Source organism: Paraliobacillus ryukyuensis, from assembly GCF_003315295.1.
GTDB classification, from domain to species: domain Bacteria; phylum Bacillota; class Bacilli; order Bacillales; family Amphibacillaceae; genus Paraliobacillus; species Paraliobacillus ryukyuensis.
Genome location: NZ_QNRI01000011.1, coordinates 1 through 22,775, shown reverse-complemented (window position 1 = coordinate 22,775; position 22,775 = coordinate 1). Strand labels below are relative to the sequence as shown.

The window sequence follows — 22,775 nt, the reverse complement described above, 5'->3', positions numbered from 1 at the left end:
AACTTATAAAAAGGATGGTGAAGAGCGATTACTACTGAACAAGAAAGCGTACTAAAAATAGAAAACTTAACAAAAACTTTTAGTGGTAAGCCGGTATTAGTTGGTGTCGATTTTGAAGTATTTCGTGGACAAATCATTGGTTACATTGGTCCAAATGGTGCAGGCAAAAGTACGACCGTAAAAATCATGCTTGGTTTAATTGATAAATATAATGGCAAGGTAGAAATTTTTGGTCAAGATATTGCGAAGAGTGATGTATCCTATAAACGCAAAATCGGTTATGTTCCTGAAAATGGGGAAATCTATGATAATTTGACTGCGGCAGAATATTTACAATTTATCGGTCAAATGTATGGAATGGATACAGAGGTACTAGAATCAAAGATTACTCGTTTGATGGATAAGTTTGGAATGTCTGAGGTAATGAATAGTCGAATCTCTTCTTATTCAAAAGGGATGAAGCAAAAGTTATTAATCATATCTAGTATTTTGCATGATCCCGAACTTTTATTTTTTGATGAACCGCTAAGCGGTCTGGATGCCAACAGTGTGATGATTGTGAAAGAAATGATGGATCAACTTGCAGCAGAGGGCAAAACGATTTTTTATTCTTCTCATATCATGGATGTCGTTGAGAAAATCAGTAATCGTATTATCTTACTAAAGGACGGAAAAGTTATCGCTGATGGCACATTTGACCAATTAAAAGCGGAAAATGAGGGATCGTTGGAGCAAATTTTCAACGAATTAACCGGATTTAATGAACATGAGCAAATAGCTTCCGATATTGTTTCGATTGTACATGAGGGGCGAGAGCATGAATAATCATTTTGCATTAAAAATTTTAGATCGATTGGCTAGCCTATTCCGTCTTTTTAAAGTTGATTATGCGACCATGCGTGCTATTTTGGCGAGTAAACTAACAATGGATCAACGACGTGTGCCTACCATTTTTCAAGATACTAAACAAAAGGACGGTAACCATGCGTTTTATAAATCATTATTACTCTATGCCTTCTATGGTTTAATTTTAATCCCTTTTTTAATTATAGGTGACAATTATTTGTATCAAATGAGTATTGTGTTTGGGATAACCATGTTTATTCTAATGACTTCAATGGTTGCCGATTTCTCGAGTGTATTATTAGATGTGCGTGATAAAGCGATCTTACATACCAAACCGATCGAACAAAAGACCATTTCAGCGGCAAAGATGATGCATGTCATTATTTACATGACCCATCTGACCGTGGCATTTATTCTTATTCCTTTTATTGTTGCGATTGCGGTAAAAGGCATTGTATTTAGTTTGCTGTTTATGCTTGAGATCGTGTTTATTACGTTGTTTATTATTGTACTAACAGCGTTAATCTATATAGCCATCTTGCGCTTCTTTGATGGCGAACGGTTAAAAGACATTATAAATTATGTGCAGATATTCCTTTCCGTTGCGATTTTAGTAGGCTATCAAATCGTTGTAAGATCGTTTGAATTTGTAGACTTAGAGATTTCATTTGGATGGCATTGGTGGCACTTATTCATTCCGCCGATGTGGTTTGCTGCTCCGTTTGAATTATTACTACAGGGGAATCAAGCAAGCTATATTATTTTATTTTCTGTCATTGCAGTTCTCGTGCCAACGTTATCGTTTATTCTGTATCTAAAATTAATTCCATCATTTGAACAAAACCTTCAAAAAATGATGCAATCAAGTGGCCCAATGAAAGTTCGTAAACATCGCTTACAACAATGGATAGGTAAAATAATATGTAGAAGTGCCGAAGAGCGCGCAATATTTCATTTTTCTTCTAAATTGATTAGTAACGAACGCGAATTTAAACTAAAAGTGTATCCGTCGCTAGGTTTCTCTATCGTGATGCCGTTTATTATATTGTTTAATATTATCCAAACCGATCTTAATGCACCTTATGCTTTCTTAACTATTTATTTTGCAAGTTTGATGACACCAAATGTGGTGCACATGCTAAAGTTTTCCGATAAATATCGAGGTAGTTGGATCTATAAAGCTCTACCGTTGGCTGATCCAAGTCTGCTATACAAAGCGACATTAAAAGCTTTTATTACGAAACTATATTTACCAATTATTTTAGTCTTGAGTGTCATTTTCTTGATTCTATTTGGTGATTTTTCAATACTTCCTGATATTATCGCTATGATATTGGTAGGATTGATGTATGTTGTGATTAGCTACCGAATGATAAATAATGAAGTTTATCCATTTTCACAATCATTTTCATTTTCGCAGAATACCAATACCGCAATAACATTTCTCACCATGTTTATTATTGGAGCTTTTGCCGGCATCCATTTTCTAATAAGTAAAATACCGTTCGGAATCTATGGCTATCTACTCGTTTTATTAATTGTGAATTGGTTGACGTGGAGAACGGTGTTCAAAAATAGGAGTCAAGGAAAGGAAAGAATCGATGAAAATTAGTCAAAGTAACACACAAGCAGATAGTAAGTATATTCGTGAGCAACTAATTGCGTATAATAGGGGAAAACTACCTAAGGAATTATTGACAGATAAAGAAACCATTAATTTCAACGTCTATAATGATATGAATAAAATGGTTGCTGGACTGACAAGCACCATGTTCTGGGGCCGCGTGCATGTAGATTTTCTTTGGGTCGATGAAAAAGTGAGGCACCAAGGTTACGGAAGTGAATTATTACAAAAGATTGAAGCTTATGCAAGGGACAAAAACTGTACAATGATTCATCTCGATACATTCAGTTTTCAAGCGCCTAATTTTTATTTGAAAAATGGATATGAGATTTTTGGGAAGATTGAAGATAGTCCAAAAGGGTATGATCAATATTTTCTTAGTAAAAAATTAAAATAGCGGTAAAGGACTTAATAACGCTTAGATTTTATTCAAATTATCTAAGCGTTATTTTGTACTATGAAGCTTCTGTTGGTTTTTCTTCGATCTTTATCTTCAATAACATGACGAAGCTATCTTGTTGAATCATTTTATTGACAGACTCCGTATCTTGTAAATCCCATGTACGCGCTGAATGATCCGCCCCGTGATACGCAGCCAAAATTTTTGTTTCACCTACTTCTAATGTTACTTCATCTTCACTAATGCCGTATTGCCAAGTAGTCATGGTTTCTTTGGTTTTATTCTCGATGATAACCGGTTTATTAACTATATTTGGTGCATAAAGAAAAACGGAAGTGTCTTTTTGATTAGGGTTAATTATTCCAAATCCTATATTTCCTTCTTCCATCTCATTTGGACTCTCGCCATAGGATAGTTGCGTTAATGGTTCGAGGTCTTTTTTTCCATCTTGGTATCTCTCAACCCATAGTTTCACCCAACGATCATCAGCATGAGGGAGTCTGAAATTAAAATCAAAAAGTAATCCTAAATGTAAGTCGTTAAACGTATTCACATATTCAGAATCAGCATTAACGGAAATGGTCGCCCCATCACCATGGGTGTTTGAACAACCAGCACTCGTCACTAAAAAACAACATAAGATTGCTGATAGGGTGATTACTTTTTTCATTTTATTTCCTCCTCTGCAATTAACTTATGAATTCCCGCATTTTTCAATTATATCTTAACACAGATAAAAAAGTAGTGAATCCATAAGAACAAAATAAAAGAGGCTAACTATATAAATAAGTTAATACGCACCACTAGGGAAGATGTTGTAAGAAGTATTAAAGCTAAAGAATATAGCTTGATGATTAATTTTAAAAAATTCACAAATCATCAAGCTTATTTTCCATGCCTAAATGTATAAGTAAAAAAACAATAATTCTTTTCAGTTATACTATTGACTTTATATAGTTAGGCTCTTTTCCTAACCTTAAGCCGCCTGGTCTAATTTATTTTTTGAAAAGATTCATTTAAAGCATTCAACTCAGTATTTACATCTTTCATATCCTCTAAGGCAGCTGTAACGGTGTTATTTAGCTCTACCATGCGTTCTGTGGTTTGCTCTGTTTTACTAGTTACATGATCCATTGTTGTAGAAATTTCATCACTAGATTTAGTGAATGTCTGTGTATGTTCGTTCATCTTCTCGACTAAATCAATGTTAGAAACAATATTTGAAGTAATCTCTTCAAAACTTTCATTAATAGCTAAAATTTTATTCGATTCTTCGTTAATATTATTAGCACGGTCTTCCGATTGTTTAGCAATTTGATCAACATCATGGAGGATATGCTCCACTGTTTGTCTGATTTGTTCCGTTGCACTTACTGAGCGTTCCGCTAGTTTTCTTACCTCTTCAGCCACGATTGAGAAGCCTTTTCCGTGTTCCCCAGCGCGTGCTGCTTCAATGGATGCATTTAGTGCTAGTAGATTGGTTTGCTCGGAAATATCATTTATTAATGTAACGACCTCATTAATTTTACCCACTTCTTCTGCTAATTCGACAATATTATTCTTAGTCTCTTCTGAACGTTTCGCGATATCAAGCATCATCTTAGATGAATCATTTATCCTAGACACACCATCTTCCGTTTTCGAACGCATATGATGAAAAGAAGTAGTGATCTCATCGAAATCAGAGGCAATGGATTGAAATTGTCCATTCATGTTATCGACGACAGCACTAGTCTCTTCGAATGCACTTAATTGTTCTTGAGAAGAAGCGGTAATTGTTTCGAAGTGTTGCTGAAGAGAAGCGATGTCATTGGTCATTTGGTTAATTCGATCAGATATTGAACTAGACTTATCTTCCACAAGCTGAATTTGTTGTTGTTGATTATGGTGAAAGCTGACAATGTTTTCAAACAAATGGTTTAGTCTCTCTCCAAGTACACCAAGTTCATTGTTCGCTGTGGTGTTAATATGTACATCAGATTCACCATTTTCAAAGGCTTGAATGGTTTGCTCCATTTTTTTTATAGGCCGAATCACATAATAATGTAAGAAAAGTCCTATAATGATGGTAGTGATAATGACATTTAAGAAATTGTTTAGCCAAATACCAATTGCACCTAAATTAAGCCCAGTCATGTTAATTAAGTTTAATATGAGGCTAGTAATCGTTGAATTGAATAATAATACAATAATAAGGGTGATAATGATCCGAAACTGTATTTTGTTCCAAAAAGGTATAGTACTTGATTTTTTCATGATAGTTCCTCCTGTATGTGATAAAAGTAATAGTTATGTACCCCACTAATAGAGGTCTTTAAACCTATTATTTTTTGCCTAGTTTTATAGTAACAAAAGTATCATACCAAAACTCTTATCCAAAAGACAATCATGTGCTTTTAATATTTATTATGAAAAAACAGATGAATATGGCAAGTGGAATGTTTTATCAAAAAAAAAGCGCGCCGTTATCAACAAGGCGCGCGTTCGTTTATGCTTCTACTTTTTGAAAAAATTGTGGTAAATGCTCTTTATGGGCTTCCATCATTTCATCAACAATTTGTTTTGCTACTGTATCAGAGGGTGTTAATGGATTAATCGTTAATGCAAGCACAGCTGTATCATAATTTCCGGTAACTGCTGCTTCCGCTGAGATACGTTCAAATGACTTGATTTGTTGTACTAAACCACGGACAGCAACTGGTAAATCACCAACGGTAATTGGTTTTGGACCATCCTTTGTAATTACACAACTTACTTCAACAGCAGAATCATTTGGAAGACTGGCAATTGCCCCATTGTTTCTCGTATTAACTGGTTGAATATCACGTTTATCGTTGTAAATCGAATTGATTAGTCTTACCGCTGCATCGGAGTAATATGCCCCACCGCGTTCTTCTAATTGAGGTGGTTTAATCGTTAATTCGGGATCTTTGTATAGTTCAAATAACTCTTTTTCTAATCGCAATACAACCTCTGCTCGGGTTCCTTTTTCTGCTGCTTCTTTTTTGGTTTTTTCCACCATGTCGCGTGATTTGTAATAATAATTATGATATGGACAGGTTAGGACACCAAGACTACGGATAAATGCCGGTTCCCATCCTTGCCCTTCTATATTTTTAACAAAACTAGTATTTTCAGGATCTGTTAATAAATTGATAACCTTATTTCTGACGCTAACACCATCTACATATACATCTAATCCGAATACCATATGATTTAATCCAGCAAAATCAATGTGGATACGGGAATGATCGACATCGAGTAGTTTGGCAATACCCATTTCAAGGCCAATCGGTACGTTACATAAGCCAACTACTTTTTTAATATTCGAATAGCGGAGGACTGCTTCGGTTACCATGCCAGCAGGATTAGTAAAGTTAATTAACCAAGCATTCGGGCAAAGCCGCTCCATATCTTTACAAATGTCTAAAATAACAGGGATCGTTCGTAGCCCTTTGAATAATCCCCCAGGCCCGTTTGTTTCTTGTCCAAGTACATCATATTTTAAAGGAATGCGTTCATCTTTTGCGCGTGCTTCTAACAAGCCTACACGAAATTGTGTGGTGACAAAATCTGCGTCACGTAATGCTTCTTCACGATCTAATGTCAGGTGCACATCAATTGGAAGGTCAGCTTTTTTAATCATGCGTTTAGCTAAATTCCCAACAATTTCTAGCTTTTCTTTTCCTGCTTCAATATCCACTAACCATAGCTCGCGGATTGGTAGTTCATCATAACGGTTAATAAACCCTTCTACTAGTTCAGGTGTATAGCTAGAGCCGCCACCAATGGTAGCAATTTTAATTCCTTTTGCCATGATCTATCCCTCCATAGTTAAAGTATAAGAAAAGGTTTTCATTTTCTTTGATTTCATCTTAACGGAAGGAACAGGCGTTGTATACAGCTAACAACTAACTTGTTTTAAATCACACGAGAAGAAATTTGTTACATTCGTGTAACGTTCTGTTTTTTGGGTAGCGTAGCAAAAGAAATAAAAATAGTTTACACAGATAAGCAGATAATATAGATAAAGCGATGATAGTTTTGGATAAGTCTGATATAATCGAAACAAGTAAAATACTCGTAAACAAAACAAGTAAAGGTGTGTTATACCTAATGCGAAAATCAATAATTCCAATGCTATCCATGTTGTTCTTATTCTTATTACTATTAATGGGCGCTTGTTCAAATGATGAGCAGGTCGAACAAGAAGCAACGCAAGAACCAGAACAAACACAATCCGAACCAGTAGAGCAAGAAGAACCAGAACTACCTAATGTATATCCTTTAACAGGAGAACGAACCGAACAATCGGTAGATAATCGCATAGTGGCGGTCATGGTAAATAATCATCCAAAAGCAAGACCCCAGACTGGCTTATCTCAGGCAGATATTGTCTTTGAAATTTTAGCTGAAGGAAATATTACCCGGTTTATGGCACTCTATCAAAGTGAACAACCAGAACAAGTAGGTCCTGTCCGAAGTGCCCGCCCTTATTACTTTAATACAGCAGATGATTATGGGGCGCTCTATATTCATCATGGAGCAGCAACTTTCATTGAAAATATGTTGAAAGATGGAGCAGCCGATTACATTAATGGCTCTTATTATGATGATGATGGTCATTTATTTGAGCGTGCTGATTTTCGACGCGCGCCTCATAACTCTTATCTACAATTTGGTGCGGTGTATGAAGTAGCTGAAGAAAAAGGCTATGAGACGACAGCGGAATATGAGCCACTGCCATTTTTAGATGAACAAGATACCAAAGATATTACTGGTTCAACGGCGACGGAAGTATCTTTTAATTATACGTCGACCCCTGTACGGTATGTTTATGATTCGGAAGCAGAAAAGTATCACCGTTACAATGGACAAGAGCAAACAGCGGAATTAGACACTGAAGAACCGATAGAATTAGATAATGTATTTATAATAGCAACACATCATGAAGTGGTAGACAGTGCAGGTAGAAGAGAGGTTGATCTTTCCTCAGGCGGAAATGCATACTTGTTACAGAAAGGAAAAGTGCAAAAAATTCAATGGGAAAATAGGGATGGAAGACTCCTTCCTGTACGTGATGGGGAAGTTGTGAAATTTGTTCCCGGTAAAACATGGATTAATGTGATCCCTGAGAGTCCAGGATTAGATGACGTACAAATTACTGAATAATAGCCACATACTTAGGAAGGAGATACACGCATGCAAATTGATAAATTACGGGGAACACAATTAGATCAATTATTTGATGCCATCTTATCATTGAAAGATCGAGAAGAGTGCTATCGATTTTTTGATGATATTGCGACCATGAGTGAAGTTCAATCGTTTGTTCAGCGACTTCAAGTGGCGAAAATGTTGCAAGAAGGACAAACGTATCACTCGATTGTAGAGGAATCAAGCGCTTCAACAACAACGATTTCACGTGTGAAGCGTTGTTTGAATTATGGAAATGATGGTTATCAAATGGTTTTAAGTCGTTTGAATGAAGAAAAAGAAAATTAAAGCACAGTAACTAGGAGGTTATTTAATGGTGCGATTCGGAATAATAGGAACAAATTGGATAACGGAAAGTTTTATTGATGCAGCATCACAAGTAGAAGATTTTCAACTGGCAACCGTATATTCTCGAACACAAGAAAAAGCAGAAGCATTTGCAAGCAAGTTTCAAGAGGATATTACTACGTATACTGATTTGAACGCATTTTTTAGCAGTGATCAAATCGATGCTATTTATATCGCAAGCCCGAATGCTTTGCATGCAGAACAAGCAATTGAGGCAATGAAAAACGGGAAGCACGTGATCGTTGAGAAACCGATGGCATCAAATGCTAAGGAAGTACAAGCAATGACTGATACTGCAAAAGAAAACAATGTGCTATTATTAGAAGCTTTAAAAACTACTTTCTTACCAAATTTTCAAACGATAAAAGACAATCTACATAAGATCGGCCCAGTTCGTCGATACTTTTCTAGTTATTGTCAGTATTCTTCAAGATATGATGCATATAAAGAAGGAAAAGTATTAAATGCCTTTAAACCAGAATTATCGAATGGCTCTATGATGGACATTGGTGTTTATACCATCTATCCGATGGTTGCACTCTTTGGTAAACCAAATAACTTGTCCGCAAACGCTTATATGCTTGATTCAGGAGTAGATGGACAAGGAAGTATTACATTCGATTATGACGAAATGAACGGCGCAGTGATGTACTCTAAGATTACCCATTCTTTCCTTCCATCGGAAATTCAAGGAGAGGATGGCTCGATTGTAATTGATTATATTAGCCGTCCAAACAAAGTAGAGATATGTTATAAAGATGGAAGTGTAGAAGACATCACGAGAGAGCAAAACGAAAACGCGATGTATTACGAAGCAAAAGCATTTATCGAAGCTATTAAAGAAGGTAAAACACAATCAGAAGTAAATACGTTTGAGCTTTCCTATGATGTTGCTTCAGTCCTAGATGAAGCAAGAAAACAAATTGGTTTAGTATTCCCTGCTGATAATAAATAAGTTGAGTTAAAGATTGCATCAACGATTGTATCCTACATTCGTTGATGCAGTTTTTTTGTTGTGTCTTCGTTCGAGTCTTATGAAAAAAAGATTTTCTTACATGATAAAAGTATTAAAAATAACATCTTTCTAACGAAAACAATGCCGTTTTTTGCTATAATGAAAAAATGGACTAGTAGCGGATGGAGGCTAGAATTTTGTATAATCGGAAAGAATGGAAACATGTATTCAAATTAGATCCAAACAAAGAAATAACAGATGAAAAGCTTACCACCATCTGTGAATCTGGAACAGACGCAATCATGGTTGGCGGAACAGACGATGTCACGTTAGATGGGGTTTTACAATTACTTAGTCGTATTCGAAGACATAGTGTCCCATGTATATTAGAAGTGTCAACCATGGATGCTGTTACACCTGGATTTGACCTATATTACATTCCGATGGTTTTAAATAGCAAAGATAAAAAGTGGATGATGGATATACAACATCAAGCGGTAAAGGATTTTGGAGATATGTTGCCTTGGGAAGATGTAACAGCTGAAGGATATTGCATTATGAACCCAGAAGCAAAAGCATTTTCCTACGCGGATTGCGAGTTGTCTTCAGCTGAAGATGCGATCGCTTATGCGCAAATGGCTGAACATTTATTTCATTTCCCTATTTTTTATTTAGAATATAGTGGTACTTATGGAGACCCCGTTTTAGTTAAACAATTGAAAGAACAACTCAACGAGACCCAGTTATTTTACGGAGGCGGTATCACAAATTTTGCGCAAGCAAAAGAAATGGCACAATATGCGGATGTCATTGTCGTCGGCAATGCGTTATATGATTATTTTGAACAGGCGATAAAGACCGTAGCAGCGGTTAAAGAAATAAATTGAGGCGGTGACGAAATGAGTCAAGCAATGCAAGCTCTATTAAAAGGGTTAAACAATAAACAACAAGAAGCAGTTCGAAAAACAGAAGGACCATTGTTAATTATGGCAGGAGCAGGGAGTGGGAAAACACGAGTCTTGACCCATCGAATAGCCTACTTATTAGACGAGAAAGATGTATCTCCACGTAACGTATTAGCGATTACGTTTACTAATAAAGCAGCGAGAGAAATGAAAGAACGTGTAGCAGCCCTTGTTGGACCAGAAGCAGATCAGATTTGGGTATCCACGTTTCACTCGATGTGTGTACGCATTTTAAGACGTGATATTGATCGAATTGGCTACAGTCGCAATTTTTCCATCTTGGACAGCGGCGATCAATTAACGGTTATAAAAAATGTCTTAAAAGAAAAAAATATTGATCCAAAGAAATTCGAACCACGTGCGATGTTGGGAGCAATTAGCTCTGCGAAAAATAGTCTAATTACCCCGGAAGAGTACCAAAAAGAAGTGAGTAACTTCTATGACCAACAGATTGCCAACGTTTATGAAGGATATCAACGTACATTAACAAAAAATCAATCCCTAGATTTTGATGATTTAATTATGCAGACGATTCGTTTGTTTCAGCGTGTACCAGAAGTATTGGAATATTATCAACGACGTTTTCAATATATTCATGTCGATGAGTATCAAGATACCAACCATGCGCAATACTCATTAGTAAAACAACTAGCGGCTCGGTTTCAAAATCTTTGTGTTGTGGGCGACTCTGACCAGTCGATTTATCGTTGGCGAGGAGCAGATATTCAAAACATTTTATCCTTTGAACAAGATTATCCAAATGCTAGTGTTGTTATGTTGGAGCAAAATTACCGTTCCACACAATCGATTTTACAAGCGGCAAATAAAGTTATTGGCAATAACAGTGGTCGTAAACCAAAAAAATTATGGACGGATAACACAGAAGGCTCAAAAATTTATTATTATCAAGCAGCTACAGAACAATATGAAGGGATTTATGTAGCAGACAAAATCGAAGAATATGTGAATTCAACTGACTTCAATTATCGTGATATTGCAATTCTTTATCGTACCAATGCACAGTCTCGTTCAGTTGAGGAAACGTTTGTAAAGGCTAATATCCCTTATCAAATTGTTGGTGGTACTAAGTTCTACGATCGCAAAGAAATCAAAGATATGCTTGCCTATTTACGATTAATCTCAAACCCGGATGACGATATTAGTTTTGCCCGAGTTGTCAATGAACCGAAACGTGGGGTTGGACGAACATCACTAGATAAATTACAAGCGTATGCTAGAGATCATGATATCTCACTTTATACAGCGGTACAAGAAGTAGATTTCGCTGGGGTAAGTGGAAAAGCAGCAAAATCATTAGCTGATTTTGGCGCCATGATTAAACAGTGGGTACAACAACAGGAGTTTTTAACAGCTACTGATATGGTAGAAGAAGTACTAAAACGCACGGGCTACGAAGATATGCTGAACAAAGAGCGCAGTATCGAAGCGCAAAGTCGATTAGAAAACTTAGAAGAATTTAAGTCAGTTACGCAGAATTTTGAAAAGAACAGTGAAGACAAAACGTTAGTAGCTTTCTTAACTGATTTAGCACTCGTTTCTGATATTGATCGCGTTGATGATGATCCCTTTGCAGATAATAGGGTAACTTTGATGACATTACATGCTGCCAAGGGACTAGAATTCCCAATTGTCTTTTTAGTAGGTATGGAAGAAAACGTATTTCCACATAGTCGGTCTATTATGGATGAAGAAGAAATGGAAGAAGAACGTCGGTTAGCATATGTAGGGATTACACGTGCGGAAAAGGTATTACACCTTTCTCATGCGAAGATGCGTACATTATTTGGACGTACCAACTTAAATCCTGTAAGCCGCTTTATCCATGAGATACCTGATGAATTACTGGAAGGTATTGAAGAAGCAAAAGATAAAATGTTCGGCTTCAATCAGCCACGTACCGATCGACCAGATCCTTTTGCAGCAGCGCCTAAAGAAAAAGTTAAAAAAGCGGCTAAACGTAAGACAACTGGTGGAGAGCAAGTGGGTTGGCAAGTTGGTGATAAAGCAAACCATAAAAAATGGGGACAAGGAACGGTGGTTAAAGTGACAGGGGAAGGCGAGTCAATGGAATTAGATATTGCATTCCCCGCACCGACTGGAATCAAGCGTTTATTAGCAAAATTCGCACCGATTACGAAAGAATAGATAAGAGGTGGATGAATCGATGAAGCAACAACAAGCACAACAAGAAATTAATGCGTTACGCAAGGATTTGACGCAATACAATTATGAATATCATGTATTAGATAAACCAAGTGTTTCGGATGCTGTTTATGATCAAAAAATGCAGCGATTGCGATCATTAGAAGAACAGTTTCCGTCGCTTATCACATCAGATTCACCTACTCAACGCGTAGGTGGTGAACCATTAGATGCGTTTGTAAAAGTACAACATCAAGTACCAATGCTTAGTTTAGCCAATGCTTTCAATGAACAAGATTTAAGAGATTTTGATCGCCGGGTTAGAGAAGGACTCGGTGTGGATCAAGTAAGTTATGTCTGTGAATTGAAAATTGATGGTTTAGCTGTTTCCCTTCGATATGAAAATGGAACATTCGAACAAGGGGCAACGCGTGGAGATGGTACAACGGGTGAAGACATTACCAAAAATTTAAAAACGATTCGGAGTATTCCTCTTCGAATTAATGAAACAAGCACAATTGAAGTGCGAGGGGAGGCATTTATGCCACAAAAATCATTCCTCGCGCTAAATGAAGCAAAAGATGCAAATGGGGAAGAGCCATTTGCTAATCCCCGTAATGCAGCTGCGGGATCGTTACGCCAGCTAGATCCAAAAATCGCAGCAAGCCGAAACCTGGATATCTTCTTATATGCAGTCGGTCAATGGGAAACAGGCACATTAACTGCCCATAGCGAGCGGTTAGCATACTTATCTTCTTTAGGATTTAAAATTAATCCGGAATGGCAGAAATCAAGTAATATTGATCAAGTCATCGAATATGTGAATAGTTGGGTGACCAAGCGTGCTGACTTGCAGTATGATATTGATGGGATTGTTATTAAAGTCGATCGTCTTTCTTATCAAGACCAGTTAGGTACAACCGCTAAAAGTCCACGTTGGGCGATTGCTTATAAGTTTCCAGCGGAAGAAGCGGTTACCAAATTACATGACATCGAATTGAGTGTTGGGCGTACAGGTGCCATTACGCCAACAGCTGTACTAGATCCTGTGAAAGTGGCTGGTACAACCGTGCAGCGTGCATCGTTGCATAATGAGGATTTAATTCGAGAGAAAGATATTCGACTAAAAGACACTGTTATCATCAAAAAAGCAGGCGATATTATTCCTGAAGTAGTCCGAGTGGTAATGGAAGCGCGCGACGAATCACAAATTCCGTTTCAAATGCCGACCCACTGCCCTGCATGCAGCAGTGAACTTGTGCGATTAGACGGAGAAGTTGCCTTGCGTTGTATTAATCCGAGCTGTCCAGCGCAAATCAAGGAAGGATTAATTCACTTTGTTTCGCGTAATGCTATGAATATTGACGGTTTAGGTGAGAAAGTAATTGAGCAATTGTTTGAAGCACAGTTAGTTCATACTATTGCGGATATTTACAAGTTAACCCAAGATAATTTGTTGCCATTGGAACGCATGGGACAAAAGTCAGTTAATAATTTATTAGAAGCAATTGAAGTATCCAAACAAAATTCACTCGAACGCTTATTGTTCGGCTTAGGAATTCGATTTGTTGGTTCAAAAGCAGCAAAAACATTAGCGATGCATTTTGAAACAATGGACAACATGATGCAGGCTAGTTACGAGGAGCTTACCGATGTGAATGAAATTGGTGAAAAAATGGCTGATTCGATTGTGCGCTATTTTGCTGAAGAAGAAGTAACAGAACTAATTGACCAATTGAAAGACCTTGGCTTAAATATGACGTACTTAGGTGCAAAACCGAATACAGCTGAGGTTCAAGATTCCGTTTTTCAAGGTAAAACCATTGTTTTAACTGGTAAGATGGAACAATTAACACGTCAAGAAGCAAAAGAGAAGATAGAAGCACTTGGTGGAAATGTAACCGGCAGTGTCAGTAAAAAAACGAATATGCTAATTGCTGGGGAAGATGCTGGATCTAAACTTAAAAAAGCAAATGACTTAGGCATCACAGTCTGGAATGAAAGTCAGCTAATCGAAGCCTTGAATTTATCCGAAAACGGTTAGAAAGAACAGGAAGCAGGGAGGGGAGCGTGAAAAATGTTTAAAAGAGTAGCAATACTATGCACCATTATAATTGGTTTAACACTATTGGCGAGTTGTGCGCCTTCTTATGATAATGAGGGAGAAATGGTAGAAGACAATACGACAGACCAAGATAATCAAGAAACTGCGATTATACCAAGCTACAGTGTAACGGAAGAAGAGTATCAAATATTACTCCCTTACAAAGTCAGTCAAACACGAGGTGTCATCACGAATCAAATTGCGAATCGTCTTGATATTGATGCCATCGAAGAAGGATTGCGCAGACATTCAAAAGAAGTATTTGATCCCGATGAATATTACTTTCAAGAAGGGCAAAAGATTACATCTGATGTGGTATACAGTTGGTTAGAAAGACAAGGGGAAGAAGAAACGAGTAGTTCTAATCCTCAAGGTTTAAATCCGACTCTTCCAGATGTTGAAAAAGGCAATGAAGAGGCGCTGATTGAAGCTGAACGTAACAATCCAAAATATCTTTCACACATTTTAGAGCAAGATTACCTAGTAAAGACAAGCGACAATGCAGTTGAATTAGGTGGTATCTCTATCGCCATCGCAATGAAATCTGTCTATAAATTTGAAACAGAACCTGGTAGATCTTACAATGAAACCATTCCCAAAGATGAGATGATGGATGAGGCAAATCGCATTGCCCAAGAAGTAGTCAATCGCTTACGACAAATGGATGGTTTAGCAGAGACGCCGATTATGTTGTCGATTTATCGTGAAGCTGCACAAGATTCATTAGTACCAGGTAACTTTGTTGCTAAAACTAACATTAAAGGTGGTAGTACATCCATCGGAGAATGGGATTCCATTAATGAAGATTATGTGTTATATCCATCAAACGACATGGCAGAGATTGATCCAGATGTTAATGCTAATCTAGAAGACTTTGAATCCGATGTTCAAGAATTTTTCCCTAATTATGTGGGTGTAGTAGGAGAAGGGTTCTATATAAAAGATCAATTGCAAAAGTTAACATTAGAAATACCCATTCAATTTAAAGGGAAGGCGGAAGTCTTAGGGTTTACCCAATATGTGTACGGTTTAATTGTGGATAATTTTGATAATTATTACGATATAGAAGTAAATATTATGTCAGGCAAACAGCAAGAAAGTCTTATTTATCGTAAAGCAGAGGAAGAAGATCCAGAAGTCCATATTTATGATTAAGGAGTAAAAGAAAAATTTAACATAGGAAGCTAGGAGAGCTAGCTTCTCTCCTTTACTTTATATGAAAATGATGAAAGCAAAAGGAACCTTAAGTTGCTAAAATAGTCCTTTTTTTGCTATTATCTTAAGTATTATGAGTTAACGAAGAGAAAAATGGAGGTGGCGTCATGTCAGATATATCAAAAGAACAAGTGAAACACGTGGCACATTTAGCACGTTTAGCTATTACAGATGAAGAAGTCGAAAAAATGACGAAACAACTTGGTGATATTATTAACTATGCAGAGCTATTAAATGAACTAGATACAGATAATGTTGAGCCAACCACGCACGTATTAGATCTAAAGAATGTGATGCGTAAAGATGAGCCGAAAAAATGGATTGAAAAAGAAGATGCATTGAAGAATGCTCCAGACCAACAAGACGGTCAATTCCGTGTCCCATCCATACTAGAATAAGGAGGTTATTGTAAATGGCGTTATTTGATTATACATTAAAAGAACTACAAGAAAAGCTACATAACAAAGAAATTACGGTTACAGATTTAGTCGATGCATCATTTGCTCGTATCCATGAAGTAGATGAAGAAGTGCAAGCATTTCTAACACTAAATGAAGAAGCTGCCCGAGCGAAAGCAAAGAAATTGGATGAGCAAGTAGATACCTCTGTTAATCTATTATTTGGTATCCCTGCCGGTATTAAAGATAATATGGTAACGAAAGGCTTGCGCACTACTTGTGCAAGTAAGTTGTTAGATAACTTTGAGGATCCACTTTACAATGCAACGGTCGTAGACAGACTAGATAAAGAAAATACCGTAACCATTGGTAAACTAAATATGGATGAGTTCGCTATGGGTTCTTCAAATGAGAATTCTGGTTATACACCAACACGTAATCCTTGGAATACTGATTATGTTCCAGGTGGTTCTAGTGGTGGATCAGCAGCAGCTGTAGCAGCGAATGAAGTCTTCTTCTCCCTTGGGTCAGACACTGGTGGTTCGATTCGTCAACCAGCCGCATTTTGTGGAGTAGTTGGACTAAAACCTACGTATGGTCTTGTATCTCGTTTTGGATTAGTTGCCTTTGCTTCTTCCTTAGATCAAATCGGACCAATCACACGAACAGTAGCAGACAATGCTCATCTATTACAAGCAATTGCTGGTTACGATCAAATGGATTCAACATCTGCAAATATCGATGTTCCTAATTATAGCGAGGCAATGAAAGAAAATGTGAAGGGCCTTAAAATTGCAGTACCAAAAGAATATCTGCAAGAAGGTGTCAATTCTGAAGTGAAAGAAGCGGTTCTTCAAGCTTTAAAAGTGTACGAAGATCTTGGGGCAACATGGGAAGAAGTATCCTTGCCTCACTCGAAATATGCTGTTGCAGCTTACTATCTGTTGTCATCGTCAGAGGCCTCCGCTAACTTGGCCCGTTTTGATGGTGTCCGTTATGGTGTCCGCTCGGAAAATGCAACCAATATGTTAGATATGTTTAAGTTATCTCGAAGTGAAGGATTTGGTGACGAAGTAAAACGTCGTATCATGCTTGGAACATTTGCACTAAGCTCAGGCTATTATGACGCGTATTATAAAAAAGCACAAAAGGTCCGTACTTTAATCAAAAATGATTTTGAAAAAGTATTCGAAGACTATGATGTTATCATTGGACCAACTACACCGACACCAGCATTTAAAGTTGGGGAGAAAATCGATGATCCATTAACGATGTATGCGAATGATATTTTAACCATACCAGTTAACCTAGCAGGTGTACCAGGTATGTCCATTCCATGTGGATTCTCTAGTGAAGGTTTACCAATTGGCTTGCAAATCATTGCAAAACATTTTGATGAATCAACCATCTATCGTACGGCTTATGCATTTGAACAAGCAACCGACCATCATAAAAAACGCCCAACATTGGGAGGTGCAAAATAATGAACTTTGAAACAATCATCGGTTTAGAAGTACACGTCGAATTAAAAACAGACTCGAAAATATTTAGCCCTAGCTTTAATCATTTTGGCGCAACACCGAATGAAAATGTCAATCCAATTGATTTAGGCTACCCAGGAGTCCTACCTGTATTGAACGAAGAAGCAGTTAACTTTGCGATGAAAGCAGCAATGGCATTAAATTGTGATATCGCAACACATACAAAGTTTGATCGTAAAAACTATTTCTATCCGGATAATCCAAAGGCTTATCAAATCTCACAATTCGACCAACCAATTGGTGAGAACGGTTGGATTGAAATTGAAGTAGAAGGTAAAACCAAGCGTATCGGAATCACCCGTTTGCATATGGAAGAAGATGCAGGGAAATTAACACACAATGATGATGGCTATTCTTTAGTAGACTATAACCGTCAAGGTACGCCATTAGTAGAGATCGTTTCAGAACCAGATCTTCGTTCACCTGCAGAAGCTTATGCGTACTTAGAAAAACTAAAAAACATCATTCAATATACTGGTGTGTCAGACTGTAAAATGGAAGAAGGATCACTACGTTGTGACGCTAATATCTCCATTCGTCCCATCGGACAAGAAGAATTTGGAGTGAAAACCGAATTGAAGAATTTGAACTCATTCTCTTTTGTTCAAAAAGGATTAGAGTTTGAAGAAAAACGTCAACAAAAAGAATTACTAGTTGGCGGAGAAATCTTGCAAGAAACGCGTCGCTATGACGAACAAACAAAAGAAACGATTTTAATGCGTATCAAAGAAGGTTCGGATGATTACCGTTACTTCCCAGAACCAGATCTAGTACCACTCTATATAGACGATGCATGGAAAGAACGTATCCGTGCCGAAATTCCAGAGCTTCCAGATGCACGAAAGGCACGTTATATTGAAACATTAGAATTGCCTGCATATGATGCAATGGTGCTAACGAACACAAAAGAAATGGCTGATTTCTTTGAAGAAACAATCGCTGCGGGAGCAGAAGTGAAACAAGCATCTAACTGGTTAATGGGTGAAGTGTCTGCTTATATGAACAAAAACCAAAAAGAACTACATGATTTAGCGTTAACACCAGCATCATTAGCTAAAATGATTCAACTCATTGAAAATGGTACAATTTCTTCTAAAATTGCCAAAAAAGTATTTGCTGAACTTGTTGAAAAAGGCGGCGATCCAGAGCAGATCGTTAAAGATAAAGGCCTTGTGCAAATTTCTGATGAAAGCCAACTAACAGAAATTATTTCTGGAATCTTAGATAAGAATGAACAATCTATTATTGATTATAAAAACGGAAAAGACAAAGCGCTTGGTTTCTTAGTTGGACAAGTGATGAAGGAAACAAAAGGACAAGCAAACCCACCAATGGTAAATAAAATTATTTTAGCAGAAATCGAAAAACGATAAGATGCTTTAAGAAGGCTACTGCTCGTAGCCTTCTTTTAAACTTTTAAATAAGCACTATACTTATAACTATAACTTTGCTTTTCCTACTAAATAGACTAAGATAATAAAGTAGAAAAGCGTGAGTAAGGAGGGGCTTTTAATGCAACGTGCACGAATTATTTATAACCCCACTTCTGGACGAGAAGCATTTAAAAAAGAATTGCCCAATGTATTACAGCGTTTTGAACAAGCTGGTTATGAAACATCCGTTTATGCCACCACTTGTGCTGGAGATGCGATAAATGCAGCAAAACACGCAGTAGAAAGAGAATTTAATATTGTGGTTGCAGCAGGTGGAGATGGAACAATTAATGAAGTCATTAACGGGCTTGCTGAACAGCCATATCGACCGAAGTTGGGTATCATCCCAGTAGGGACAACCAATGACTTTGCGCGTGCGTTACATATACCACGCCAGATTCAACAAGCAGTTGATATAATTTTGGAAAACAAATCAATTCTTTTAGATATAGGGAAAGTAAACGGTCACTACTTCATGAATATTGCTGGGGGAGGTAAACTTACTGAGCTATCCTATGAAGTGCCAAGTAAATTAAAAACAATGCTTGGACAACTTGCCTATTATTTAAAAGGTATCGAAATGTTACCATCACTTCGACCAATTAATGTACAGATCGAATATGATGGAAAACTTTTCGAAGAAGAGATCATGCTATTTTTAGTTGCTAACACGAATTCGGTAGGTGGTTTTGAACGGTTGGCTCCTGCAGCGAAAATGGATGATGGTTTATTTGATTTGTTAATTATCAAAAAAACCAATCTTGCTGAGTTTATCCGCATCGCTTCTTTAGCTTCAAAAGGTAACCATTTGGATGACGATCGTATTTTTCATACACGAGCCAATCGAATTAAAGTAAATGCTGACGAAAAAATGCAGTTAAACATTGATGGGGAATTCGGTGGCTTATTACCTGGTGAATTTGTTAACTTACACAAGCATATTGAATATTTTGTACCAGCCTCATTTATTGAAAAAGAAGAAAGCTAACGTGCATTTCTTCTTTTTCTTTTTGGTTGATCCACTTTCGACAAATAAATGAATATTTCCCGGGAAATGTCGATCGTAAATGTGATTTATTTCTTATCCTTACTATTTATGATAAACTTTGTTCAGTAACAGATTATGAAGGACGTTGATAATGAATGGAAAAACAAAAAGCTCCAGTGCAGAAAAATGAAATGCTAACATTAACATTCGAAGATTTGACCCATGAAGGCGATGGTGTTGGCAAATTAAATGGATATCCAATCTTTGTACCTTATGCTTTACCTGATGAGCAAGCAAAGGTGAAAATAATTAAAGTGAAGAAAAACTTTGCAATAGGCAAATTAATCGAAGTTGAACATGCTAGTCCAAATCGAGTAGAACCACCGTGTAATGTCTATTATCAATGTGGTGGATGCCAGCTACAGCATATGAGTTATACAATGCAAATAGACATGAAACGCACGCAAGTAACGAACTCGTTGAAAAAAATTGGGCATATCGATAACGTCCCTGTACATCCAACGATCGGTATGGATGATCCTTGGCGCTACCGAAATAAAGTACAAATCCCAGTAGCAGCAAAAAATGGTGAATTAATTACTGGTTTCTATCGTAAACGAAGCCATGACATCATTGAAGATATGGATCGATGCATTATTAACTCTGAAGTTAACGACCGAATGGTTGAAGCTGTGCGTAGTATTGCCGATCGATTAGGCATCCCGGCCTATGATGAGAAATCCCATCGCGGTGTTTTACGCCATATTATGTTGCGAACAGGTGAAATGACAAATGAAACAATGATTGTCATTGTAACTAGAACCAATGAATTGCCAAATAAAAAGGCATTAATTCAGGAACTAAAAGATACCTATCCAAACGTGAAATCGATCATGCAGAATATCAATAGCCAGCGTACCAATGTCATTCTTGGTAAAGAAACCAAGCTATTATGGGGCGATGCCTATATTCATGATAAAATTGGTGATCTAACCTTTGCGATTTCCGCAAAATCATTTTATCAAGTAAATCCACCCCAAACGAAAAAACTGTATGATAAAGCATTAGAATATGCGCAATTAACCGGTAAAGAAACCGTCATTGACGCGTATTGTGGAATTGGAACGATCTCACTTTCTCTTGCGCAACAAGCCAAGAAAGTCTACGGTGTCGAAATTGTTCCAGAGGCAATTGCAGATGCAAAAGAAAATGCCAAGCGTAATCATATCGATAATGCAGAATTCTTTGTCGGACAAGCAGAAAAAGTCATGCCATGGTGGACAGCACAAGGTTTACAACCAGATGTTATCGTTGTCGATCCACCACGAAAAGGCTGTGACGAAGCGTTGTTAGAAGCTATGCTTGCGATGAAACCAGAACGAATTGTCTATGTATCCTGTAACCCATCGACATTAGCACGTGACCTGCGTATCTTAGAAGATGGTGGATATGAAACGAAACAGGTGCAGCCGGTCGATATGTTTCCACAGACGAATCATGTGGAGTGCGTCGTAGAGTTAGTTCGTAAATTGTCTAATTAAAATATAAACTACCGAGCCAAAATAAACATTTCTGATTAAGACCCCGATTTCGTGAAAACAAACATTTCCGATTTCAGGGTCTTTTTCATGCTCATCCCTTGTCTTTTCTCGGTTTTCTCGTGTTTCCATTACGCAACATTCTCGGAAAACTTTATTTTAAAAAAAATTGAAAAAGGGGGGGAGAAATGTAGTGTCTTTAAATCAAAAATCCTTCAAAATAGGGATTCGGTCGGAAAACTTTATTTTAATTCGAATGGTGGAATACGGGATGGATGGGGAAAATTTGAGGGACGTTTATGTTTACGGTACATATTAGAGAAAGAAATTAAGTTAAATTCGTCATATTACATCCATAATACTATTCCACAGTCACTCGTTTCTGTTTCACTGAATATTTTGGCCAGTGAGTAATATTCTTTTTAACATCGCTATGCGCTAGGGATATCCCAATTTCCCAATTCGTTCAATGTTACAGTATATGATTTGTATTTAAAATATTTGTCCACATACCAACTGTCTAACCTAGTTTAGCAGTCACAAAAGTGTATCTATTAATAGAATAAAAGCTTACAGAGTGATTAATAGACTTCTAGAATTTAAACAGAGCTCTTTACTTCATTGTTAATTTTATATAATCTTAATCAGATATGGCGTAGATTTCAATGAAAAATTTGGAAATATTAATTTACTGAAGATGTTCTACTAGATTAATAAAAGATAATTTAGAAAGAAAAATCATGTCGGTATCATACCGCTCCCTCTATATCTATCATATAGAGGGAGCGGTATGATTATCACAATAATTTAAAATACGTTTTTCAATAATTGAAGAAACATTCAAGCAGACTTACAATTATTAAAATAACGTATGTCCATGTGCTTTTTTAGTTTACTAAAAAAGGTGCGTATTTATAATCTATATATAACTATGATTTTTAATGAGGCCTTGCTAGATAAACAGCAAACAGAATGAGAATGATTCCTAGCACTATGAAAGACTTGTATAAAAAATTACGTTTCCTACGAGAAACACCAAG

18 protein-coding genes are annotated in these 22,775 nt (G+C 37.0%); 15 read left to right on the top strand and 3 right to left on the bottom strand.

Features of this window, described 5'->3' with window-relative positions; translation table 11 throughout:
* Positions 1-27 precede the first annotated feature (27 nt).
* Genes DES48_RS13295 through DES48_RS13285 form a run of 3 tightly spaced genes read left to right on the top strand, consistent with a single transcriptional unit; the run spans position 28 to position 2,867 of the window.
* Positions 28-825, top strand: a complete 798-nt coding sequence (locus DES48_RS13295; protein WP_079708694.1) for an ABC transporter ATP-binding protein — start codon at positions 28-30, stop codon at positions 823-825.
* Positions 818-2,458 (top strand): hypothetical protein, encoded by a 1,641-nt coding sequence (locus tag DES48_RS13290; RefSeq protein WP_113869875.1) that lies wholly within the window; start codon positions 818-820, stop codon positions 2,456-2,458. Before DES48_RS13295 ends, DES48_RS13290 begins: the two co-directional genes overlap by 8 nt.
* Positions 2,448-2,867 (top strand): GNAT family N-acetyltransferase, encoded by a 420-nt coding sequence (locus DES48_RS13285; RefSeq protein WP_113869874.1) that lies wholly within the window; start codon positions 2,448-2,450, stop codon positions 2,865-2,867. The genes DES48_RS13290 and DES48_RS13285 overlap by 11 nt, the downstream gene beginning before the upstream one ends.
* A 58-nt stretch (positions 2,868-2,925) precedes the next feature.
* Here the strand turns inward: DES48_RS13285 and DES48_RS13280 are convergent, their stop codons facing one another.
* From DES48_RS13280 to DES48_RS13270, 3 genes are all read right to left on the bottom strand, one after another.
* A complete protein-coding gene (locus DES48_RS13280; protein ID WP_113869873.1) occupies positions 2,926-3,540 on the bottom strand; it encodes a hypothetical protein in 615 nt (204 codons plus the stop codon).
* Positions 3,541-3,860: 320 nt separating this feature from the next.
* Positions 3,861-5,126 carry a methyl-accepting chemotaxis protein gene (locus tag DES48_RS13275; protein WP_113869872.1) on the bottom strand — a complete coding sequence of 422 codons (1,266 nt, stop codon included), beginning with the start codon at positions 5,124-5,126 and terminating at the stop codon, positions 3,861-3,863.
* 232 nt (positions 5,127-5,358) lie between these two features.
* A complete protein-coding gene (locus DES48_RS13270; protein WP_113869871.1) occupies positions 5,359-6,687 on the bottom strand; it encodes a 6-phospho-beta-glucosidase in 1,329 nt (442 codons plus the stop codon).
* A 299-nt stretch (positions 6,688-6,986) separates the two neighbouring features.
* On the opposite strand from DES48_RS13270, the gene DES48_RS13265 reads away from it, so the two are divergent.
* The 12 genes from DES48_RS13265 to rlmD all read left to right on the top strand — a co-directional run bounded on the left by DES48_RS13265 (position 6,987) and on the right by rlmD (position 21,738).
* Positions 6,987-8,042 carry a DUF3048 domain-containing protein gene (locus DES48_RS13265; RefSeq protein WP_113869870.1) on the top strand — a complete coding sequence of 352 codons (1,056 nt, stop codon included), beginning with the start codon at positions 6,987-6,989 and terminating at the stop codon, positions 8,040-8,042.
* A gap of 30 nt (positions 8,043-8,072) precedes the next feature.
* Positions 8,073-8,375: a YerC/YecD family TrpR-related protein gene (locus DES48_RS13260; RefSeq protein WP_113869869.1), complete on the top strand. Its 303-nt coding sequence runs from the start codon at positions 8,073-8,075 to the stop codon at positions 8,373-8,375.
* Positions 8,376-8,400: 25 nt separating this feature from the next.
* Positions 8,401-9,390, top strand: coding sequence for a Gfo/Idh/MocA family protein (locus tag DES48_RS13255; protein ID WP_113869868.1), 990 nt, complete (start codon positions 8,401-8,403; stop codon positions 9,388-9,390).
* Between the two features lie 197 nt (positions 9,391-9,587).
* Positions 9,588-10,277, top strand: coding sequence for a heptaprenylglyceryl phosphate synthase (gene pcrB, locus DES48_RS13250; RefSeq protein WP_113869867.1), 690 nt, complete (start codon positions 9,588-9,590; stop codon positions 10,275-10,277).
* Positions 10,278-10,289: 12 nt separating this feature from the next.
* Complete coding sequence (gene pcrA / locus DES48_RS13245) at positions 10,290-12,521, top strand: DNA helicase PcrA (RefSeq protein ID WP_113869866.1); 2,232 nt, start codon at positions 10,290-10,292, stop codon at positions 12,519-12,521.
* A gap of 19 nt (positions 12,522-12,540) precedes the next feature.
* Entirely contained in the window at positions 12,541-14,562 is a 2,022-nt protein-coding gene (gene ligA, locus DES48_RS13240) for an NAD-dependent DNA ligase LigA (RefSeq protein ID WP_113869865.1), read from the top strand.
* Between the two features lie 33 nt (positions 14,563-14,595).
* Positions 14,596-15,777, top strand: coding sequence for a CamS family sex pheromone protein (locus DES48_RS13235; RefSeq protein ID WP_113869864.1), 1,182 nt, complete (start codon positions 14,596-14,598; stop codon positions 15,775-15,777).
* A 167-nt stretch (positions 15,778-15,944) separates the two neighbouring features.
* Complete coding sequence (gene gatC, locus DES48_RS13230; RefSeq protein ID WP_079708708.1) at positions 15,945-16,235, top strand: Asp-tRNA(Asn)/Glu-tRNA(Gln) amidotransferase subunit GatC; 291 nt, start codon at positions 15,945-15,947, stop codon at positions 16,233-16,235.
* A 14-nt stretch (positions 16,236-16,249) separates the two neighbouring features.
* A complete protein-coding gene (gene gatA / locus DES48_RS13225; protein ID WP_113869863.1) occupies positions 16,250-17,719 on the top strand; it encodes an Asp-tRNA(Asn)/Glu-tRNA(Gln) amidotransferase subunit GatA in 1,470 nt (489 codons plus the stop codon).
* The gene (gene gatB / locus DES48_RS13220) at positions 17,719-19,149 is read left to right on the top strand and encodes an Asp-tRNA(Asn)/Glu-tRNA(Gln) amidotransferase subunit GatB (RefSeq protein ID WP_113869862.1); all 1,431 of its coding nucleotides are present in this window, start codon (positions 17,719-17,721) and stop codon (positions 19,147-19,149) included. The genes gatA and gatB overlap by 1 nt, the downstream gene beginning before the upstream one ends.
* A 139-nt stretch (positions 19,150-19,288) precedes the next feature.
* Positions 19,289-20,197, top strand: coding sequence for a diacylglycerol kinase (locus tag DES48_RS13215; RefSeq protein ID WP_079708711.1), 909 nt, complete (start codon positions 19,289-19,291; stop codon positions 20,195-20,197).
* A 155-nt stretch (positions 20,198-20,352) separates the two neighbouring features.
* Positions 20,353-21,738: a 23S rRNA (uracil(1939)-C(5))-methyltransferase RlmD gene (gene rlmD / locus DES48_RS13210; protein WP_113869861.1), complete on the top strand. Its 1,386-nt coding sequence runs from the start codon at positions 20,353-20,355 to the stop codon at positions 21,736-21,738.
* Positions 21,739-22,775 lie beyond the last annotated feature (1,037 nt).